Origin of the sequence: Vibrio sp. nBUS_14 (assembly GCF_051201655.1) — a bacterium.
Taxonomy (GTDB): domain Bacteria; phylum Pseudomonadota; class Gammaproteobacteria; order Enterobacterales; family Vibrionaceae; genus Vibrio.
Window position 1 is genome coordinate 3,359,745 of the sequence record NZ_CP179206.1, and the last position, 18,473, is coordinate 3,378,217.

General features: G+C 44.9%; 32 protein-coding genes. 2 read left to right on the plus strand and 30 right to left on the minus strand.

Translation table 11 applies throughout. The features are described 5' to 3' along the window. Window positions 1-17: 17 nt before the first annotated feature. The 30 genes from rplO to fkpA form a co-directional block, all read right to left on the minus strand. A complete protein-coding gene (rplO, locus tag ACMAZD_RS15820) occupies window positions 18-452 on the minus strand; it encodes a 50S ribosomal protein L15 (protein WP_004736758.1) in 435 nt (144 codons plus the stop codon). Window positions 453-457: 5 nt separating this feature from the next. After that, on the minus strand, window positions 458-634 hold the full coding sequence (rpmD, locus tag ACMAZD_RS15825) for a 50S ribosomal protein L30 (RefSeq protein ID WP_004736756.1): 177 nt from the start codon (window positions 632-634) through the stop codon (window positions 458-460). A 7-nt stretch (window positions 635-641) separates the two neighbouring features. Further along, window positions 642-1,142 (minus strand): 30S ribosomal protein S5, encoded by a 501-nt coding sequence (rpsE, locus tag ACMAZD_RS15830; RefSeq protein WP_004736754.1) that lies wholly within the window; start codon window positions 1,140-1,142, stop codon window positions 642-644. Between the two features lie 14 nt (window positions 1,143-1,156). After that, window positions 1,157-1,510 (minus strand): 50S ribosomal protein L18, encoded by a 354-nt coding sequence (rplR, locus tag ACMAZD_RS15835; protein WP_004736752.1) that lies wholly within the window; start codon window positions 1,508-1,510, stop codon window positions 1,157-1,159. 9 nt (window positions 1,511-1,519) lie between these two features. Next, window positions 1,520-2,053, minus strand: a complete 534-nt coding sequence (gene rplF / locus ACMAZD_RS15840) for a 50S ribosomal protein L6 (RefSeq protein WP_017104677.1) — start codon at window positions 2,051-2,053, stop codon at window positions 1,520-1,522. Between the two features lie 10 nt (window positions 2,054-2,063). Further along, window positions 2,064-2,456, minus strand: coding sequence for a 30S ribosomal protein S8 (gene rpsH, locus ACMAZD_RS15845; RefSeq protein WP_017104676.1), 393 nt, complete (start codon window positions 2,454-2,456; stop codon window positions 2,064-2,066). Window positions 2,457-2,485: 29 nt separating this feature from the next. After that, a complete protein-coding gene (rpsN, locus tag ACMAZD_RS15850; protein WP_004736747.1) occupies window positions 2,486-2,791 on the minus strand; it encodes a 30S ribosomal protein S14 in 306 nt (101 codons plus the stop codon). A 16-nt stretch (window positions 2,792-2,807) separates the two neighbouring features. Further along, window positions 2,808-3,347: a 50S ribosomal protein L5 gene (rplE, locus tag ACMAZD_RS15855; RefSeq protein ID WP_004738790.1), complete on the minus strand. Its 540-nt coding sequence runs from the start codon at window positions 3,345-3,347 to the stop codon at window positions 2,808-2,810. Window positions 3,348-3,371: 24 nt separating this feature from the next. Beyond that, a complete protein-coding gene (gene rplX, locus ACMAZD_RS15860; protein WP_017108547.1) occupies window positions 3,372-3,689 on the minus strand; it encodes a 50S ribosomal protein L24 in 318 nt (105 codons plus the stop codon). Between the two features lie 11 nt (window positions 3,690-3,700). Continuing rightward, a complete protein-coding gene (gene rplN, locus ACMAZD_RS15865) occupies window positions 3,701-4,072 on the minus strand; it encodes a 50S ribosomal protein L14 (protein WP_004736740.1) in 372 nt (123 codons plus the stop codon). 161 nt (window positions 4,073-4,233) lie between these two features. Further along, window positions 4,234-4,488 carry a 30S ribosomal protein S17 gene (rpsQ, locus tag ACMAZD_RS15870; RefSeq protein ID WP_004736739.1) on the minus strand — a complete coding sequence of 85 codons (255 nt, stop codon included), beginning with the start codon at window positions 4,486-4,488 and terminating at the stop codon, window positions 4,234-4,236. Beyond that, window positions 4,488-4,679 carry a 50S ribosomal protein L29 gene (gene rpmC, locus ACMAZD_RS15875; RefSeq protein WP_004736737.1) on the minus strand — a complete coding sequence of 64 codons (192 nt, stop codon included), beginning with the start codon at window positions 4,677-4,679 and terminating at the stop codon, window positions 4,488-4,490. Before rpmC ends, rpsQ begins: the two co-directional genes overlap by 1 nt. Beyond that, window positions 4,679-5,089 (minus strand): 50S ribosomal protein L16, encoded by a 411-nt coding sequence (gene rplP, locus ACMAZD_RS15880; protein WP_004736736.1) that lies wholly within the window; start codon window positions 5,087-5,089, stop codon window positions 4,679-4,681. Before rplP ends, rpmC begins: the two co-directional genes overlap by 1 nt. An 11-nt stretch (window positions 5,090-5,100) precedes the next feature. After that, complete coding sequence (gene rpsC / locus ACMAZD_RS15885) at window positions 5,101-5,799, minus strand: 30S ribosomal protein S3 (RefSeq protein ID WP_004736734.1); 699 nt, start codon at window positions 5,797-5,799, stop codon at window positions 5,101-5,103. 18 nt (window positions 5,800-5,817) lie between these two features. After that, on the minus strand, window positions 5,818-6,150 hold the full coding sequence (gene rplV / locus ACMAZD_RS15890) for a 50S ribosomal protein L22 (RefSeq protein ID WP_004736732.1): 333 nt from the start codon (window positions 6,148-6,150) through the stop codon (window positions 5,818-5,820). Between the two features lie 10 nt (window positions 6,151-6,160). After that, on the minus strand, window positions 6,161-6,439 hold the full coding sequence (gene rpsS / locus ACMAZD_RS15895) for a 30S ribosomal protein S19 (RefSeq protein ID WP_004736729.1): 279 nt from the start codon (window positions 6,437-6,439) through the stop codon (window positions 6,161-6,163). Between the two features lie 19 nt (window positions 6,440-6,458). Continuing rightward, entirely contained in the window at window positions 6,459-7,283 is an 825-nt protein-coding gene (gene rplB / locus ACMAZD_RS15900) for a 50S ribosomal protein L2 (RefSeq protein ID WP_017104674.1), read from the minus strand. Between the two features lie 14 nt (window positions 7,284-7,297). Then, entirely contained in the window at window positions 7,298-7,600 is a 303-nt protein-coding gene (gene rplW / locus ACMAZD_RS15905) for a 50S ribosomal protein L23 (RefSeq protein WP_004738802.1), read from the minus strand. Continuing rightward, window positions 7,597-8,199, minus strand: coding sequence for a 50S ribosomal protein L4 (rplD, locus tag ACMAZD_RS15910; protein ID WP_017104673.1), 603 nt, complete (start codon window positions 8,197-8,199; stop codon window positions 7,597-7,599). The genes rplW and rplD overlap by 4 nt, the downstream gene beginning before the upstream one ends. 16 nt (window positions 8,200-8,215) lie before the next feature. After that, entirely contained in the window at window positions 8,216-8,845 is a 630-nt protein-coding gene (gene rplC / locus ACMAZD_RS15915) for a 50S ribosomal protein L3 (protein ID WP_004736763.1), read from the minus strand. A gap of 14 nt (window positions 8,846-8,859) precedes the next feature. Further along, entirely contained in the window at window positions 8,860-9,171 is a 312-nt protein-coding gene (gene rpsJ, locus ACMAZD_RS15920) for a 30S ribosomal protein S10 (RefSeq protein ID WP_004736761.1), read from the minus strand. A gap of 478 nt (window positions 9,172-9,649) precedes the next feature. Continuing rightward, complete coding sequence (gene tuf, locus ACMAZD_RS15925) at window positions 9,650-10,834, minus strand: elongation factor Tu (RefSeq protein WP_012604914.1); 1,185 nt, start codon at window positions 10,832-10,834, stop codon at window positions 9,650-9,652. A 146-nt stretch (window positions 10,835-10,980) separates the two neighbouring features. Continuing rightward, window positions 10,981-13,077, minus strand: coding sequence for an elongation factor G (gene fusA / locus ACMAZD_RS15930; protein ID WP_435247904.1), 2,097 nt, complete (start codon window positions 13,075-13,077; stop codon window positions 10,981-10,983). 165 nt (window positions 13,078-13,242) lie between these two features. Continuing rightward, window positions 13,243-13,713 carry a 30S ribosomal protein S7 gene (gene rpsG, locus ACMAZD_RS15935; protein ID WP_017073678.1) on the minus strand — a complete coding sequence of 157 codons (471 nt, stop codon included), beginning with the start codon at window positions 13,711-13,713 and terminating at the stop codon, window positions 13,243-13,245. A gap of 103 nt (window positions 13,714-13,816) precedes the next feature. Continuing rightward, window positions 13,817-14,191, minus strand: a complete 375-nt coding sequence (rpsL, locus tag ACMAZD_RS15940) for a 30S ribosomal protein S12 (RefSeq protein WP_012604917.1) — start codon at window positions 14,189-14,191, stop codon at window positions 13,817-13,819. A 181-nt stretch (window positions 14,192-14,372) separates the two neighbouring features. Continuing rightward, a complete protein-coding gene (gene tusB, locus ACMAZD_RS15945; RefSeq protein WP_435247905.1) occupies window positions 14,373-14,648 on the minus strand; it encodes a sulfurtransferase complex subunit TusB in 276 nt (91 codons plus the stop codon). Window positions 14,649-14,656: 8 nt separating this feature from the next. Continuing rightward, window positions 14,657-15,013 carry a sulfurtransferase complex subunit TusC gene (gene tusC, locus ACMAZD_RS15950; protein WP_435247906.1) on the minus strand — a complete coding sequence of 119 codons (357 nt, stop codon included), beginning with the start codon at window positions 15,011-15,013 and terminating at the stop codon, window positions 14,657-14,659. Further along, entirely contained in the window at window positions 15,010-15,399 is a 390-nt protein-coding gene (gene tusD / locus ACMAZD_RS15955) for a sulfurtransferase complex subunit TusD (protein ID WP_435247907.1), read from the minus strand. Before tusD ends, tusC begins: the two co-directional genes overlap by 4 nt. Beyond that, complete coding sequence (locus ACMAZD_RS15960) at window positions 15,393-16,118, minus strand: helix-turn-helix transcriptional regulator (protein ID WP_004729851.1); 726 nt, start codon at window positions 16,116-16,118, stop codon at window positions 15,393-15,395. Before ACMAZD_RS15960 ends, tusD begins: the two co-directional genes overlap by 7 nt. A 218-nt stretch (window positions 16,119-16,336) precedes the next feature. Continuing rightward, window positions 16,337-17,113 (minus strand): FKBP-type peptidyl-prolyl cis-trans isomerase, encoded by a 777-nt coding sequence (fkpA, locus tag ACMAZD_RS15965; RefSeq protein ID WP_435247908.1) that lies wholly within the window; start codon window positions 17,111-17,113, stop codon window positions 16,337-16,339. Between the two features lie 131 nt (window positions 17,114-17,244). Between fkpA and ACMAZD_RS15970 the strand changes: the two genes are divergently transcribed. Both ACMAZD_RS15970 and ACMAZD_RS15975 read left to right on the plus strand, forming a co-directional pair. Further along, window positions 17,245-18,231 carry a WD40 repeat domain-containing protein gene (locus ACMAZD_RS15970; RefSeq protein ID WP_435249393.1) on the plus strand — a complete coding sequence of 329 codons (987 nt, stop codon included), beginning with the start codon at window positions 17,245-17,247 and terminating at the stop codon, window positions 18,229-18,231. Then, window positions 18,228-18,455 (plus strand): SlyX family protein, encoded by a 228-nt coding sequence (locus tag ACMAZD_RS15975; protein WP_004729640.1) that lies wholly within the window; start codon window positions 18,228-18,230, stop codon window positions 18,453-18,455. Before ACMAZD_RS15970 ends, ACMAZD_RS15975 begins: the two co-directional genes overlap by 4 nt. The last annotated feature ends 18 nt before the right edge of the window (window positions 18,456-18,473 follow it).

Sequence of the window (18,473 nt, forward strand, 5' to 3'; positions counted from 1 at the left end):
TACCTCGTTCCTCGAGATTATTCCTCGATTTTACCGCCTGCAGCTTCGATTGCAGCTTTAGCGCCTTTAGTCACGCGTAGACCTTTAACAGTCACAGCTTTGCTTAGGTCACCAGAAAGAACGATCTTAACAAACTCGATGTTCTTAGTGATAACGTTAGCAGCTTTAAGGCTGTTAAGATCAACTACGTCACCTGTTACTTTCGCTAGCTCAGCTAGACGAACTTCAGCAGACACTAGACTCTTACGAGAAGTGAAACCGAATTTAGGTAGACGTTGTTTTAGAGGCATTTGACCGCCTTCAAAACCTGGACGAACAGAGCCGCCAGAACGTGACTTTTGACCTTTGTGACCGCGGCCACCTGTTTTACCAAGGCCAGAACCGATACCACGACCTACACGCTTCTTAGAAGGTTTAGAGCCAGCAGCCGGTGATAGAGTATTCAAACGCATTCTGATTACTCCTCAATCTTAACCATGTAGTAAACCTTGTTGATCATACCGCGTACGCACGGTGTATCTTCAAGTTCTACTGTATGGTTGATGCGACGAAGACCTAGACCTTTAAGACACGCTTTGTGCTTAGGTAGGCGACCAATTGAGCTTTTAGTTTGAGTTACTTTAATAGTTGCCATCGTGTTCTTACTCCGAAATAGATTCAACAGTTAGACCACGTTTAGCAGCAACCATTTCTGGTGACTTAACGTCTACTAGAGCACCAATCGTTGCGCGAACAACGTTGATTGGGTTCGTTGAACCGTATGCTTTAGAAAGTACGTTATGTACGCCTGCAACTTCAAGTACGGCACGCATTGCACCACCGGCAATAACACCTGTACCTTCAGCAGCTGGCTGCATGTAAACTTTAGAGCCCGAATGACGACCTTTCACCGGGTGGTGAAGAGTGCCTTCGTTAAGCGCAACAGTAACCATGTTACGACGCGCTTTTTCCATTGCTTTTTGAATCGCAGCAGGTACTTCACGAGCTTTGCCGTAACCGAAACCTACGCGACCATTACCGTCACCAACTACTGTTAGTGCAGTGAAGCTCATGATTCGACCACCTTTAACCGTCTTAGATACACGGTTAACAGCGATCAGCTTTTCTTGCAAATCATTAGCTTGTTGTTGTTCTTTAGCCATCTTCCAACCCTACCTTAGAATTTCAGACCAGCTTCGCGAGCAGAGTCTGCTAGCGCCGCTACTCGACCGTGGTATTGGAAACCAGAACGATCAAATGCAACTGTAGCTACGCCTTTTTCAAGAGCGCGCTCAGCAACAGCTTTACCAACTGCTTTAGCTGCATCAACGTTACTAGTGTTCTTAACTTGCTCACGGATCGCTTTTTCTACAGTAGAAGCAGCTGCGATAACCTCAGAGCCGTTTGCCGAGATAACTTGAGCGTAAACATGGCGAGGAGTACGGTGTACTACCAAGCGAGTTGCGCCAAGTTCTGCAATCTTACGACGTGCACGTGTAGCACGACGGATGCGAGATGCTTTCTTATCCATAGTGATACCTTACTTCTTCTTAGCTTCTTTAGTACGCACATTTTCATCTGCGTAACGAACACCTTTGCCTTTGTAAGGCTCAGGAGCACGGTAAGAACGAATGTCAGCCGCAACTTGACCTACTACTTGCTTATCGCAACCGGTAATGATGATCTCAGTTTGGCTAGGGCACTCAGCTTTAATACCTTCAGGTAGAGCGTGCTCTACTGGGTGAGAAAAACCAAGAGTTAGAGCTACAGTATTGCCTTTCATAGCAGCACGGTAACCAACACCCTTAAGAGTTAGCTTCTTAGTGAAGCCCTCAGTAACACCCACAACCATGTTATTAACTAGAGCGCGAGCTGTACCAGCTTGTGCCCATGCGTTAGTAACACCTTCTTTCGGACCGAAAGTAAGGTTGGTTTCTTCCTGTGCAATAACTACGGCGCTGTTAAGAACGCGAGTAAGCTCACCTTTGCTACCTTTTACAGTAACTTCTTGGCCGTTTAGTTTCACCTCTACGCCAGCTGGAATAGCGACAGGTGCTTTAGCAACACGAGACATAATCTACTCCTTAAGCTACGTAACAGATGATTTCACCGCCAAGACCTGCTTTACGAGCAGCACGGTCAGACATCAGACCCTTGGAAGTAGAAACAACTGCAATACCAAGACCACCCATCACTGTAGGTAAAGAGTCTTTATTCTTATAAACTCTTAGACCAGGACGTGATACACGCTTGATTTGCTCGATTACAGGTTTAGCTTGAAAGTACTTAAGAGTAACTTCTAGCTCAGGTTTTGCTTCGCCGTCAACAGCGAAGTCTACGATGTAACCTTCAGCTTTAAGTAATGCAGCAATTGCAACTTTAAGCTTTGAAGAAGGCATTTTTACAGCAACTTTGTTTGCTGCCTGACCGTTGCGAACGCGGGTCAGCATATCCGAAATCGGATCTTGCATGCTCATAAGATTTACTCCAAATGATTAAGTGGCAATTACCAGCTAGCCTTACGAAGACCCGGAATCTCGCCTTTCATGCAAGCTTCGCGAACCTTAATACGGCTTAGACCGAATTTACGTAGGTAACCGTGTGGACGACCAGTTTGGTTGCAACGGTTGCGCTGACGTGATGCACTTGAATCACGTGGAAGAGATTGCAGTTTAAGAACCGCATTCCAACGATCTTCTTCAGATGCGTTTACATCGCTAATGATAACTTTTAGCGCAGAACGCTTTTCAGCGAACTTAACTACTAGTTTTGCACGTTTAGCTTCACGTGCTTTCATTGATTGTTTAGCCATAACAGTAACCCTACCCTTACTTACGGAATGGGAAGTTAAAGGCAGCCAGCAGAGCTCGGCCTTCCTCATCGGATCCCGCAGATGTCGTGATAGTAATATCAAGACCGCGGACACGATCGACTTTATCGTAGTCGATTTCCGGAAAGATGATTTGCTCGCGAACGCCCATGCTGTAGTTACCGCGTCCGTCAAAAGACTTAGCGCTAACACCACGGAAATCACGTACACGTGGAAGTGCGATAGAGATTAAACGCTCTAAAAATTCCCACATGCGCTCACCACGCAAGGTTACTTTACAACCGATTGGGTAGCCTTCACGAATCTTGAAACCAGCTACAGATTTACGCGCTTTAGTGATAAGTGGCTTTTGACCAGAGATCGTTGCCATATCAGCTGCTGCGTTTTCTAGCAGTTTCTTATCGTTGATTGCTTCACCAACGCCCATATTTAGGGTGATTTTCTCAATCCTAGGGACTTGCATGACGCTTGTGTAGCTGAACTCTTTGGTAAGCTCAGCGACTACAGACGACTTGTAGTAATCATGCAGTTTCGCCATAGTAGAACTCCAAATTACTTCTAATTAGTTAGAAACAGTTTCGCCGTTAGATTTGAAGAAACGAACTTTCTTACCATCTTCGATACGGAAACCGATACGGTCTGCTTTACCAGTAGCCGTGTTAAAAACTGCAACGTTAGAAGCATCAATAGCTGCTTCTTGTTCAACGATGCCACCTTGTTGACCTAGAGCCGGAACCGGCTTTTGGTGTTTTTTAACAAGATTGATGCCTTCAACAACAACTTTACCAGTTGTCAGAACCTTAGTTACTTTACCTTTCTTGCCTTTATCTTTACCAGCAAGAATGATTACTTCGTCATTACGACGGATTTTAGCTGCCATGTTGCCGCTCCTTACAGAACTTCAGGTGCTAGTGATACAATCTTCATGAATTTCGCGTTACGAAGTTCACGAGTCACAGGACCAAAGATACGTGTGCCGACTGGTTGCTCAGTAGTGTCATTTAACAATACACAAGCATTACTGTCGAAGCGAATGACAGAACCGTCTGGGCGACGAACGCCTTTACGGGTGCGCACTACTACCGCCTTCAGAACATCACCTTTCTTTACTTTACCGCGAGGAATCGCTTCCTTCACTGTAACCTTGATGACGTCACCGATATGTGCATAACGGCGGTGAGAGCCACCCAGAACCTTAATACACATTACCTTGCGCGCGCCAGAGTTATCTGCTGCGTCAAGTGTACTTTGCATCTGGATCATTGTTAGTGCTCCGCTAAATATTAAAACTAGACCCTCTCGGGTCGGGCTGCCTCTTTAAAAGGGACGCGAATTGTACCACCCTTTTTTTAAATTGGGTAGACAAAAAACAAGCGGCTCCAAAAAATTATTTGGAGCCGCTTTAAGTCATAGAATTACAAAGATTAAATCTTCGCTTTTTCTAGAACTTTAACCAATGTCCAAGACTTAGTCTTAGACAGAGGACGACACTCAGCGATTTCAACTTTGTCGCCTAGGCCACAAGTGTTGTCTTCGTCGTGTGCGTGTACTTTAGTCGTGCGTTTGATGAACTTACCGTAAATAGGGTGTTTTACAGTACGCTCAATAGCAACAACGATAGACTTGTCCATCTTGTCACTTACTACACGGCCTTGCTGGATGCGGTTAGTTTCGCTCATTATGCGCCTGCCTTTTCAGTCAAAACAGTTTTCACACGTGCGATGTCACGGCGTACAGCTTTTAGAGTATGAGTTTGCTGTAGTTGACCAGTTGCAGCTTGCATGCGCAAGTTAAACTGTTCACGTAACAAATTCAATAGCTCAGCGTTAAGCTCTTCAACGTTCTTTTCGCGTAGATCTTGTGCTTTCATCACATCACCTGCTTAGTTACAAAAGTAGTTTTAACAGGCAGTTTACGTGCCGCTAGGCGGAACGCTTCACGTGCCAACTCTTCAGGTACGCCATTCATCTCGTACATAACTTTGCCTGGTTGGATTTGAGCAACCCAGTACGCAACTGAACCTTTACCTTTACCTTGACGAACTTCAAGAGGCTTTTCAGTAATCGGTTTGTCTGGGAACACACGGATCCAGATTTGACCTTGACGCTTAATGTGACGTGTCATAGCACGACGTGCCGCTTCGATTTGACGTGCAGTCAGACGACCACGGCCAACAGCTTTAAGACCGAATTCGCCGAAGCTCACTTCAGTACCTTTAGCTAGACCACGGTTACGACCAGTCATAACCTTGCGGAACTTAGTACGTTTTGGTTGTAGCATCGTTCGACTCCTTACTTACGGCCTTTACGCTGCTTCTTAGGCTTATCGCCTTTAGGCTCTACTGCGTTAGCAGCTGGCATACCGCCTAGAATCTCACCTTTGAAGATCCAAACTTTAATGCCGATCACACCGTATTGAGTGTGAGCCGAAGAAGTTGCGTAATCAATGTCTGCACGTAGAGTGTGTAGAGGCACACGGCCTTCACGGTACCACTCTGAACGTGCGATTTCAGCGCCGCCAAGACGGCCGCCTACTTGTACTTTGATGCCTTTAGCGCCTAGACGCATAGCATTTTGTACCGCACGCTTCATTGCACGACGGAACATAACACGACGCTCTAGTTGAGACGCGATGCTATCAGCTACAAGCTGACCATCTAACTCAGGTTTACGTACTTCAGCGATGTTAATCTGCGCTGGTACACCTGCGATTTTAGCTACAGCTGCACGTAGTTTCTCTACGTCTTCACCTTTCTTACCGATAACAACGCCAGGGCGAGCAGTGTGAATAGTCACACGGATGCTCTTAGCTGGACGCTCGATAACGATACGAGATAATGATGCTTTTTGTAGTTCCTTAGTAAGGAACTGACGTACCTTGAAGTCGCCGTCTAGGTTGTCAGCGAATTCGTTGGTATTAGCAAACCATGTAGCATTCCAAGGCTTAACGATGCCAAGACGAATACCATTAGGATGTACTTTCTGACCCATTGCTTAATCTCCTAGTCTTTAGCGATCTGCTACAACAATAGTGATGTGGCTTGAACGCTTCAAGATACGATCCGCACGACCTTTAGCACGAGGCATAATGCGCTTCATGATAGGGCCCTCATCTACGAAGATTTTAGCGACATTTAGATCGTCGATATCTGCACCTTCGTTATGTTCCGCGTTAGCGATAGCTGACTCAAGAACTTTCTTAACTAGTACAGCAGCTTTTTTGTTGCTGAAAGTTAGAATTTCTAGAGCCTGGTCTACCGACTTACCGCGAATTTGGTCTGCAACTAAGCGAGCTTTCTGTGGAGAAATACGAGCAAAGTTATGTTTAGCTAAAGCTTCCATCATCTACTCCTTATTTCTTCTTAGCTTTCTTATCTGCAGCATGACCGCGATAAGTACGAGTTGGTGCAAATTCGCCCAGTTTGTGACCGATCATTTCTTCGGTAACGAAAACTGGAACGTGCTGACGACCATTATGGACAGCGATGGTCAAACCAATCATTGTTGGGATGATCATTGAGCGACGGGACCAAGTCTTAATAGGCTTTTTGTCTCCGCTTTCCACCGCTTTCTCTACCTTCTTCAGCAAGTGTAGGTCAATAAAAGGACCTTTCTTGAGAGAACGTGGCATGGCGATTCCTCTTTATAGATTATTTATTACGACGACGTACGATGTACTTGTCAGTGCGTTTATTCTTACGAGTCTTGAAGCCCTTAGTAGGAACGCCCCAAGGAGAAACTGGGTGACGACCACCAGATGTGCGGCCTTCACCACCACCATGTGGGTGATCCACCGGGTTCATTACTACACCACGTACGGTTGGACGTACGCCGCGCCAGCGTGAAGCACCAGCTTTACCAAGTTCACGTAGCATATGCTCAGAGTTACCAACTTCACCGATCGTTGCACGACCTTCAGAAAGTACTTTGCGCATCTCACCAGAACGTAGACGGATAGTTACGTATGCACCATCGCGAGCGATGATTTGTACATATGCACCAGCCGAACGAGCTAGTTGAGCACCTTTACCAGGCTTAAGTTCAACACAGTGTACAGTAGAACCTACTGGGATGTTGCGCATCGGCAGAGTGTTACCTGCTTTGATTGGCGCATCAGAACCAGATTGAATCTGGTCACCTGCGTTAACACCTTTAGGTGCAATGATGTAACGACGCTCACCGTCTGCGTACAGAACTAGAGCGATGTTAGCACTACGGTTTGGATCGTATTCTAAACGCTCAACTTTCGCTGGGATACCGTCTTTAGTACGTTTGAAGTCAATCAAACGGTAATGGTGCTTATGACCACCACCGATGTGACGTACTGTGATACGACCGTTGTTGTTACGACCACCGTTCTTAGAGTTTTTCTCTAGAAGTGGTGCGTATGGCTTACCCTTGTGCAGGTCAGCGTTAACAACTTTAACGACGTGACGACGACCAGGGGAAGTCGGCTTACATTTAACAATAGCCATTTTTACTACTCCTGTTATTCCGCGCCGCCAACGAAGTCAAGATCTTGACCTTCTTTCAAAGTAACGTAGGCTTTTTTCACGTCTGAACGACGGCCTTCACGCATACCTTGACGTTTGGTCTTACCCTTTTGTACAAGAGTATTTACTGACTTAACTTCAACTTCAAATAGCTTTTCTACAGCTGCTTTGATCTCTTTCTTAGTTGCATCTTTAGCTACTTTGAAAACGATAGTGTTCGCTTTCTCAGCCGCCATAGTTGCTTTTTCAGAGATGTGCGGAGCACGTAGAACTTTTAAGATACGTTCTTCAGTGATCATGCTAGCATCTCCTCAACTTGCTTAACTGCGTCAGCAGTCATTAGAACCTTGTCGAATGCAATTAGAGATACTGGATCAATACCAGCAACGTCACGTGCGTCAACTTTGTACAGGTTACGAGCAGCTAAGAATAGATTTTCATCTACTTCGCCAGTTACAATCAGAACGTCGTTAAGCTGAAGCTCATTAAGCTTAGCTAAAAGTTCTTTTGTTTTTGGTGCTTCTACAGAGAAGTTATCAACAACGATTAGACGCTCTTGACGAATCAACTCAGAAAGAATGCTTTTCATAGCACCGCGGTACATTTTCTTGTTAACTTTTTGGCTGTGATCTTGTGGTTTCGCAGCAAAAGTAACACCACCTGTACGCCAGATTGGGCTACGAATTGTACCAGCACGTGCACGGCCAGTACCTTTTTGGCGCCATGGCTTAGCACCGCCGCCTGATACTTCAGAACGAGTCTTTTGAGCACGAGTACCTTGACGAGCACCTGCTGCATACGCAACAACTACTTGATGTACTAGAGCTTCGTTAAAGTCACGTCCGAAAGTAGTCTCGGAAACAGTTAGTGCATCAGCACCTTTAACCATCAATTCCATTACTTACTCCTAGACGTTATGCTTTAACAGCAGGTTTTACGATCACGTTACCGCCTGTTGAGCCTGGTACTGCACCTTTAATAAGGAGTAGATTGCGCTCAGCGTCAACACGTACGATCTCTAGGTTTTGAGTCGTTACACGCTCAGCACCCATGTGACCTGCCATTTTCTTGCCTTTAAACACGCGGCCTGGAGTTTGACATTGGCCAATTGAACCCGGTGCGCGGTGAGACAAAGAGTTACCGTGAGTCATATCTTGAGTAGAGAAGTTCCAACGCTTGATAGCGCCTTGGAAGCCTTTACCTTTAGATGTACCAGTAACGTCTACTTTTTTAATTTCGTTGAAAAGTTCTACGTTTAGCTCAGCGCCAACTTCAAACTCTTCGCCGTTTTCTAAACGGAATTCCCAAAGACCGCGACCTGCTTCAACACCCGCTTTCGCGAAGTGACCAGCTTCAGGTTTAGTTACACGGTTAGCTTTCTTAGCACCAGTAGTTACTTGGATTGCTGCGTAGCCGTCTGTCTCAAGAGTTTTAACTTGAGAAATACGGTTCGCTTCAACCTCAACAACAGTTACTGGGATAGAAACGCCTTCTTCGGTAAATACGCGGGTCATACCCACTTTACGTCCGACTAGACCAATCATTATTCTTATCTCCCTTAACCTAGGCTGATTTGAACATCAACGCCAGCTGCAAGATCAAGACGCATTAGAGCATCAACAGTTTTATCTGTTGGCTCAACGATGTCGATCAAACGCTTGTGAGTACGAATTTCGTACTGGTCGCGTGCATCTTTGTTGACGTGTGGAGAGGTAAGAACAGTGAAACGCTCTTTACGAGTAGGAAGTGGAATAGGACCACGAACCTGTGCGCCAGTACGTTTTGCTGTTTCAACGATTTCCGCAGTTGAAGCATCGATTAACTTGTAATCAAACGCTTTAAGGCGGATACGAATACGTTGGTTCTGCATGAGACAGAGCTCCAATTATTAAAAATTACACAAACAATATCGCCACTCAAGCTCGAAATAACGAGAGAATGCCGATTGATTTATGTGAAACCGTAGCATCCAAAATCAGGACGCATTGTCAGTTAACTTTTGAAGTAAACACAAGGCTTACTATTTTTATTAACCGCGAACATAAGCTGAGTATACATTACTAGGTAAGACCTACTCCTCAGTGCTCATTGGTTCACAAACCGGCGTTAGCCAGTGCGATGCATTATACAGATCACATTTTGCTATGCAAGTGTCGTTGGAAAAATAATCGAAATATATTTGATGGCGGTAATCGACGATAGTTGAATGACGCAAGTCGAATAGCAAAGAACGGGGGAACGCTGGGGAATTGAAGAAACAAAAGAGATTAGAAAAATAAAAGGGAAGCCGAAGCTTCCCTTTTTCACTGCCGTTCTTCTAATGAAGAATGTGCAAAATCAATTCGCGATTAAGCGAAGATTTTAGCTACAACACCAGCACCAACTGTACGGCCACCTTCGCGGATTGCGAAACGTAGACCTTCGTCCATTGCGATTGGAGCGATTAGCTCGACAGTCATTTGAACGTTGTCACCTGGCATTACCATTTCTACGCCTTCAGGTAGAGTGATATCGCCTGTTACGTCAGTTGTACGGAAGTAGAACTGTGGACGGTAACCCTTGAAGAAAGGAGTGTGACGGCCGCCTTCGTCTTTAGAAAGTACGTATACTTCAGACTCAAACTTAGTGTGTGGGTTGATTGAACCTTTAGCAGAAAGTACTTGGCCACGTTCAACGTCATCACGCTTAGTACCACGTAGAAGTGCACCAACGTTCTCACCTGCACGACCTTCGTCAAGCAGCTTACGGAACATTTCAACACCAGTACAAGTAGTAAGAGTAGTTTCTTTGATACCAACGATTTCTACTTCGTCACCTACACGTAGGATACCGCGCTCGATACGACCAGTAACTACAGTACCACGACCTTGGATTGAGAATACATCTTCAATAGGAAGTAGGAACGGTAGATCAACAGCACGCTCTGGAAGTGGAATGTAAGAATCTAGTGCTTCTGCAAGCTCAACGATCTTGTCTTCCCACTGCTTTTCGCCGTTTAGAGCGCCAAGTGCAGAACCTTGAATTACTGGAAGGTCGTCTCCTGGGTACTCGTACTCAGAAAGAAGTTCACGAACTTCCATTTCTACTAGCTCAAGTAGCTCTTCGTCATCAACCATGTCACATTTGTTCATGAATACGATGATGTAAGGGATACCAACTTGACGACCAAGTAGGATGTGCTCACGAGTTTGTGGCATAGGGCCATCTGTAGCAGCAACAACTAGGATACCGCCGTCCATTTGAGCAGCACCAGTGATCATGTTTTTAACATAATCGGCGTGTCCAGGACAGTCTACGTGTGCGTAGTGACGTTCAGGAGTATCGTACTCAACGTGAGAAGTTGCGATTGTGATACCGCGCTCGCGCTCTTCTGGAGCGTTATCGATAGATGCGAAATCTTTAGCAACACCGCCGTACACTTTTGCAAGTGTAGTACAGATAGCAGCAGTTAGAGTTGTTTTACCGTGGTCAACGTGGCCGATAGTACCAACGTTTACGTGCGGTTTCGTACGTTCAAATTTTTCTTTAGACACAATCGTGTTCCTTCCTAGTTATGATTCGCCACGTTCATTATTGAGCGAGACGCGCCAGAAATTGCTATTTTATGCGCCAACTCTCGTTAGCGCAATATTTGGACGCATTGATCTTTCAAAAAATGAAAAAAATGCATCCCTTTTGTTTAACCACGCTCTGCAATGATTGCATTAGCAACATTTTTTGGCACTTCAGCGTACTCACTAAACTCCATAGAGTAAGAAGCACGACCTTGTGTCGCAGAACGCAAATCAGTTGCGTAACCGAACATGACAGACAACGGAACTTGTGCACGAATTATCTTCAGGCCAGCTGTCCCCTCGTCCATACCTTCGATGATGCCGCGACGACGGTTAATATCGCCAACAACGTCACCCATCCAGTCTTCTGGAGTAGTTACTTCAACTTTCATCATAGGCTCAAGCAAAACTGGTTGCGCTTCTAGTGCACCCGTTCTGAAAGCCATAGAGGCAGCGATTGTAAACGCCATCTCACTTGAATCTACTTCATGGTAAGAACCATCATATAGTGTAGCTTTGATATCCAAAACTGGATAGCCCGCTAATACACCATTGTTCATTTGCTCTTCAACGCCTTTAGCGACAGAAGTAATGAACTCTTTTGGTACGATACCATTGGCAATTTCATCTACGAAGACAAAGCCTTCACCGGCTTCTGATGGTTCCAGTTTTAGCCACACGTGGCCGTACTGTCCTTTACCACCATGTTCGCGGATAAATTTACCTTCAGCTTTCGCTGTACCACGAATGGTTTCACGATAAGCAACTTGCGGATTACCAACGTTGCAGTTCACACTGAATTCACGCTTCATGCGGTCAACGATGATATCTAAGTGCAGTTCACCCATACCAGAGATTAGTGTCTGGCCAGTTTCGTCATCCGTTTCAACACGGAACGATGGATCTTCTGCCGCTAACTTACCTAACGCGATAGTCATTTTATCTTGATCGGCTTGAGAGCGAGGCTCTACAACGATCTGAATAACTGGGTCTGGGAATTCCATTCGTTCAAGAATAATTTTATGGTTCTGGTCACATAGAGTTTCACCAGTAGTCACATCTTTAAGGCCGATAATGGCTGCGATGTCACCTGCTCGTACTTCTTTTACTTCTTCACGTTTGTTTGAGTGCATTTGAACAATGCGCCCTAAACGTTCACGTTGTTTCTTCACAGAGTTGTAAGCTGTTTTACCGCTTTCAACAACACCAGAGTAAACACGGATGAAAGTTAAAGTACCAACAAATGGGTCTGTTGCAATTTTAAATGCTAGCGCTGAGAACGGTTCTTTGTCGTCCGCGTGACGCTCAATTTCATTCTCGTCGTCATCGATACCCTTAATTGCAGGTACATCGACTGGAGAAGGAAGGAAATCAACAACTGCGTCTAGAACAGCTTGTACGCCTTTGTTTTTGAAAGCACTACCGCAAGTTGCAAGTACGATTTCATTGTTAAGGGTACGAGTGCGAAGACCTTGTTTAATTTCAGCTTCTGTCAATTCACCTTCTTCAAGGTACTTATCCATCAGTTCTTCATTTGCTTCTGCAGCAGCTTCAACAAGTTCTATACGATATTCTTCAGCCATTTCTTGCATGTCAGCTGGAATGTCTTCGTACGTAAAAGTCATGCCTTGGTCAGCTTCGTTCCAGTTGATTGCCTTCATCTTGATAAGATCGACAACACCCTGGAAGTTTTCTTCAGCACCGATGTTAAGTTGAATAGGCACAGGAGTCGCACCTAGGCGGTCCTTAATCTGTTCAACTACGCGCAAGAAATCTGCGCCAGTACGGTCCATTTTATTAACGAAAACCATACGCGGAACTTGGTATTTATCAGCTTGACGCCATACTGTCTCTGACTGAGGTTCAACACCAGATGAGCCACAGAAAACAACAACTGCACCATCAAGTACACGCAGAGAACGTTCTACTTCGATAGTGAAGTCAACGTGTCCAGGAGTGTCGATGATGTTGATGCGGTGGTCAGGATACTGAGCTTCCATACCACGCCAAAACGTAGTGGTTGCTGCTGAAGTGATCGTAATACCGCGCTCTTGCTCTTGCTCCATCCAGTCCATGGTTGCTGCACCATCGTGAACTTCGCCGATTTTGTGAGAAAGACCGGTATAGAACAGAATACGTTCACTTGTGGTTGTTTTACCTGCATCTACGTGAGCAACGATACCGATATTACGGTACTGCTCAATAGGAGTTTTACGAGCCACGGTTGAATCCTCTTATTAGAGACTTAGGGACTATTGCTATGTCTAGATTATGCGTTAAAAGCGATGTTTCGCTAAAAAGCTTTGTCCTAGAAATAGCAATAGTTCCTAGCATAAGCATAGGAACTAAAGAAGTGCTGCAAGGAACCTTGCAGCACTGAAAAGGTATTACCAGCGGTAATGTGCGAACGCTTTGTTTGCGTCAGCCATGCGGTGAACGTCTTCACGTTTCTTAACCGCAGTACCTTTGTTCTCAGACGCGTCTAGCATTTCAGCAGCTAGGCGTTGAGCCATAGATTTTTCACCACGCTTACGCGCAGCTTCAACTACCCAACGCATAGCAAGAGCGTTACGGCGAACCGGACGAACTTCTACAGGTACTTGGTAAGTTGAACCACCCACACGGCGAGATTTAACTTCTACCGCTGGGCGAACATTTTCAAGAGCTTCTTCAAATACAGCTAAGTGATCTTTACCAGATTTCTCAGCCATAGTTTCTAGTGCAGTGTAAACAATCTTCTCTGCAGTAGATTTTTTTCCGTCAACCATAAGGATGTTAACGAATTTTGCCAGCAGTTCAGATTTGAACTTAGGATCTGGAAGGATCTTACGCTGGCCTATTACGCGACGACGTGGCATGGAATTTCTCCGTTGTCTTCTTCAGGTTTTTTCCAAAACTTTTCAGAATAATAAATAAATAGTGTTTGGCCTTACTTAACGCTTTCTTTTTAAAAAAGACGCATTAAGACTTAGGACGTTTCACACCATACTTAGAACGACCTTTCTTACGGTCGTTAACGCCTGCACAGTCAAGTGCACCGCGAACAGTGTGGTAACGCACACCTGGTAAATCTTTAACACGACCACCACGGATAAGAACAACACTGTGTTCTTGAAGGTTATGACCTTCGCCGCCGATGTATGAAGTAACTTCAAAGCCGTTAGTTAGACGAACACGACATACTTTACGTAGTGCTGAGTTCGGTTTTTTTGGAGTAGTAGTATATACGCGAGTACATACACCACGTTTTTGTGGGCACGCTTCTAGTGCAGGCACGTTGCTTTTAACAACCTGCTTTACACGAGGAGTACGTACCAACTGGTTAATAGTTGCCATTAACTAGCTCCTGATTTACTTGAAAGTAAGCTTGATGAAAAATCTAGCCCTATTACACATAGTGTAAATAGGGACGCAAAATTCTATTCAGCAGTGGGATGTGTGTCAAGAAATATACAGATCTTTTTTAGCCGTCTAGAGCTCAGGATGGTCTTTTTTTAACCATCCTGATAAAACACGGCTACCAAGTCACTGATTTGTCGTTCAAAACCGTCAGTTTGACGAATCCATCAAAGTCCACTTGATTCAGAGTGCTTGAAGCAAGTTGTTGTAAACCTCGGCTATCGAGATCTGTTTTTAATACCGACACATGTTCAACGGTTGAGGTTTGATTGAATAACTCATGATTTGGCAGGCAAACATACACCGCATCTTCAACCAAAAGGATATGATCCTGTTGTTGCGAGTACGCCAATGCAAGCTTGAGTTTGTCTACTGATTTTACAATATGAAGCATAACGTTCCCTAGAAAGTCAGTATTTTTTGGCTCTGAGCTAACTTCTGCGTCAACTCATTCACTTCTAGCGCAGTCACCTCGATCAGTAAGTTAGCTGTCGAGAGGCCGAACTGATTGAGGCTATGTTGGCACGCGTAAACCTGCTCGATGTCGTAGAGGTCCATGAGCTTGAATGCAGAAATATAGTCACGTGATAGGGATTCATCTGGCTGTTGAGCCTTGAGAAGCTGTGTAACGCCATCACCGACAAAGAATACGGTAATGTCTTCACTATAGGCTGAAGCCGCTAGCAGCGCATCTAGCCCTTCCCTACCCGCAGCCGTCGTATGAGGAAAAGTGTTAAATACAAAGGCCAATTTACTCAAAACTGCACAACCCTGTCTTGCGTTAAAAGTGCTTCAGATAAGCTCCCTAAACCAGCTTGGGTAAACCCAGCCGCCAAATTAGAGGCACTCAATTGATGTTGCGTCGCTTCTTCTGTGCTGATCACTCCGCGTCTCAACGCAGCAGCCACACATGTCTCTAGGCTAACATTGTGCTCATCCGCCAGTTTTTGCCAAGCAGAAGCCAAGTCAAATTCATCATTAGCAGGTACAGTAATGCCAGAGCCATTGCTAACACCATCTTGATAGAAGAACACACTGTGGAGTTTGTGGCCCTGTTTCAATAGAGCCACGGCAAACTGATAAGCACTTCTTGCGGATTGTGAGCCGTAAACCGGCCCATTAACTAGGAGTGTGTAGTTTAACAACCCTCTTCATCCTCTGTTTTGCGTTGACGGATGTATAAGTAAACGGTGTGCTTCGAGATATTCAATCGCTCAGCCACACGGTTAATCGCGTCTTTAATATCGAAAATACCTTTGTCGTAAAGCTCCATCACGATTTGACGGTTCTTGGTATTGTTTGATACTGATTTGTCTGCATTGATTTCTTCAATGGTGCGCTCAACCGTTTGGTCGACAAGCTCTTCGACATCACTGGCAAAGTTTACTGATGATGCAGCTTCGTCCGCATCTTGTGTAGGCATGAAAGATTGCAGTACTTGTGAGAATGGCGCATCTAGGTTGACGTTAATACACAGCAAGCCAATCACTCGGTCTTCACCATTGCGGATAGCAACCGTGATCGACTTCATCAATACTCCGCCTTTCGCACGAGTAAAGTATGAACGTGAGAAGTTACGCTTAGAACCTTCAATATCTTTCAGCATCTTTAATGCAAGATCGGTGATCGGCGAACCAACCTGACGACCTGTATTTTCGCCGTTGGCAATTTTAATCGCAGAAGTATTGAGGTCTTCTAAAGAGTGTAAAACAATTTCACAAAACGGACCGATAAGACTCGCAATACCGTCAACCACGGCCTCATAAGATCTTAAGATAATTTTATCGTGTTCACTGAATGGCATAACGTGGACTGATTCCATTTCAAGTAACACATCCGCATTGACTGTTTCTGTAGTAGTCACTTATTCCTTACCTTCGTGTGAAAAATCAACAAATTTATGTAAGTTTATCAGAAAATTTTAATTGCACACCTAGCTAACATTGTAACTAGTGATTTAGAACAACTTTAAAAATCAAATACTCACTTAAAAAGCAAAAAAAAAGCCCAACTCAACGTTAGGCTTTTTATTCAATCCGCGTATTTTAATACGAGAGATTCATTCAATACTTTCGTTCGATATTACTGAGCAGGAGCTGTTTCAGCGTTATCGATTTTCAGTAGCTCAACTTCAAATACTAGTGTTGAGTTAGCTGGGATAGTCGGTGTGTCTTGCTCACCGTATGCTAGCTCTGGCGGGATTACGAATTTGTACTTAGAACCAACTTGCATTAGTTGTACGCCTTCAGTCCAGCCTGGGATTACGCGGTTTAGTGGGAATGTTGCTGGTTCGCCACGATCGTAAGAGCTATCGAACTGAGTACCGTCTGTTAGCGTACCTTTGTAGTGTACTTGAACCGTATCAGTGTCTTTTGGAGATGCGCCTTCGCCAGCTGTCATTACTTGGTAAAGCAGACCAGATTCAGTTTGCTTCACGCCTTCAGTTTTAGCGAACTCAGCGCGGAAGTCATCACCCGCTGTCTTCACTTCAGCTGATTTCTCTGCCGCTTGTGTTTGCATTGTTTCAGCAACACGCTTGTCTAGAGCTTCAAGTGCAGCGCGCGTCTCTTCTTCATTAAGTGCAGTTTTCTCTGCAAATACGTCTTCGATACCTTGAAGAACCATATCTTTGTCTAGGTTGATGCCTAGCTCGCTTGGCTTATCAATGCTTGTGCTTAGGTAGTTAGCGAAAGATACACCGATTGCGTATGCCGCTTTGTCGTTTTCTGTTTTAAAGTTTACTGCTGCAACTTTAACTTCTTCTACCTGTGGAGCTTCTGCCTTTGGTTCTTCTTTCTGACAACCAACTGCTAGCATAACCGTTGCGGCAAGCAGTGATACTTTTAAAACTGATTTCATTGAATTCTCCAATTAATGGCCAAGCCATTGGTTATTGTGCACAAATCTAATGATTAGATTGGTGTGAATACGTTAGTTATAACAATATACTAGTCATATGTCTTTCGACAAAAACCGGATTATTAGACGTGATGCAAATATTTTTCCATTCATTGCTATGCGCAATTGTCATCACCTTGTTAAATGGATGTTTTTTCTTCCAAGATGATGAGCAACGTTGGGAAATTGAACCCAATGGTGCCACCAGCTTTGCCCTAAGCAGAGATGGACGCTTCGCTCTACTCTACTCTCAGCAAAAACACTTACTGCTCTGGGACTTAGACCAAAACAAAGAGCTCGCTCAACTCGGCCCACAGGACCAATCCGAAAACCAAATATCGCGAATTCGCATCTCTGACAATGGTCGCTTTGCGATTACCGCAAGTCAGATGAATTTCGCCGTTTGGGACCTGTCTTGGACTCAAGCTGAAGGGCTTTGGTCTATTTCCGATGGCTTGATTCGCGATGTCGACATATCCAGCAATGGTGAAAAAGTCTTACTTGGCCTGTCTAACGGCAAAGCCATCTATGTGGACTTAGTCACCGGACGCCGTCTGGAGTTCCTCGCTCATCGAGAAAAAGTTAATTCCGTCTCCCTATCTTCGAATGGGCGTTACGCATTATCAGGTGGTAACGACTACAAAGCTTACCTTTGGGATACCGAATCAGGCTTGGTGTTACGTACCTTCGAGCATGAACAAAGAGTAGTACGAGTTGCACTACAACGGGATGGAGAATTGGCTTTTACTTCCGATGGCGGCAACCAAGCGATGATTTGGGATCTAGAAACAGGTGAACCTCAAGCACAATTGCAGAGCTGGTCTCGACAGCTGATATTCTCTAGTGCTCGCTTTTCTGACGACGGCAGTATGTTAGTGACGGGTACGCCATCAAGCCAAGTGAGCGTGTGGAATACTCAAGATGGAAAACGAATTTTTCGTCACGATGCCGAGCCATTAAAAGATGCTCGCCCTCCCCGTTCGGTAGTGTATGATGCAGCCTTTGATGAAAAGAACCGTGTGATATCGGGCACCTCTGCGGGCATCGCCCAAGCTTGGAATGTGGATGAAGAACGATGACAGAAAAGCGAATTGAACAACTAGAAAGCCGCGTGAATGACCTAGAATGTCAGTTGGCTTTCCAAGAACAAACCATTGAAGAACTCAATGAAGCGCTTAGCCAACAACAGATGTTGATCACGAGAATGCAAGATCAAATGAAGTTCGTGGTGGGTAAAGTGAAAAATATGGATGGCTCAAACCTCGCTGACGCATCAGAAGAGACGCCACCTCCACACTATTAAGTGCGGTTCCAAATAACG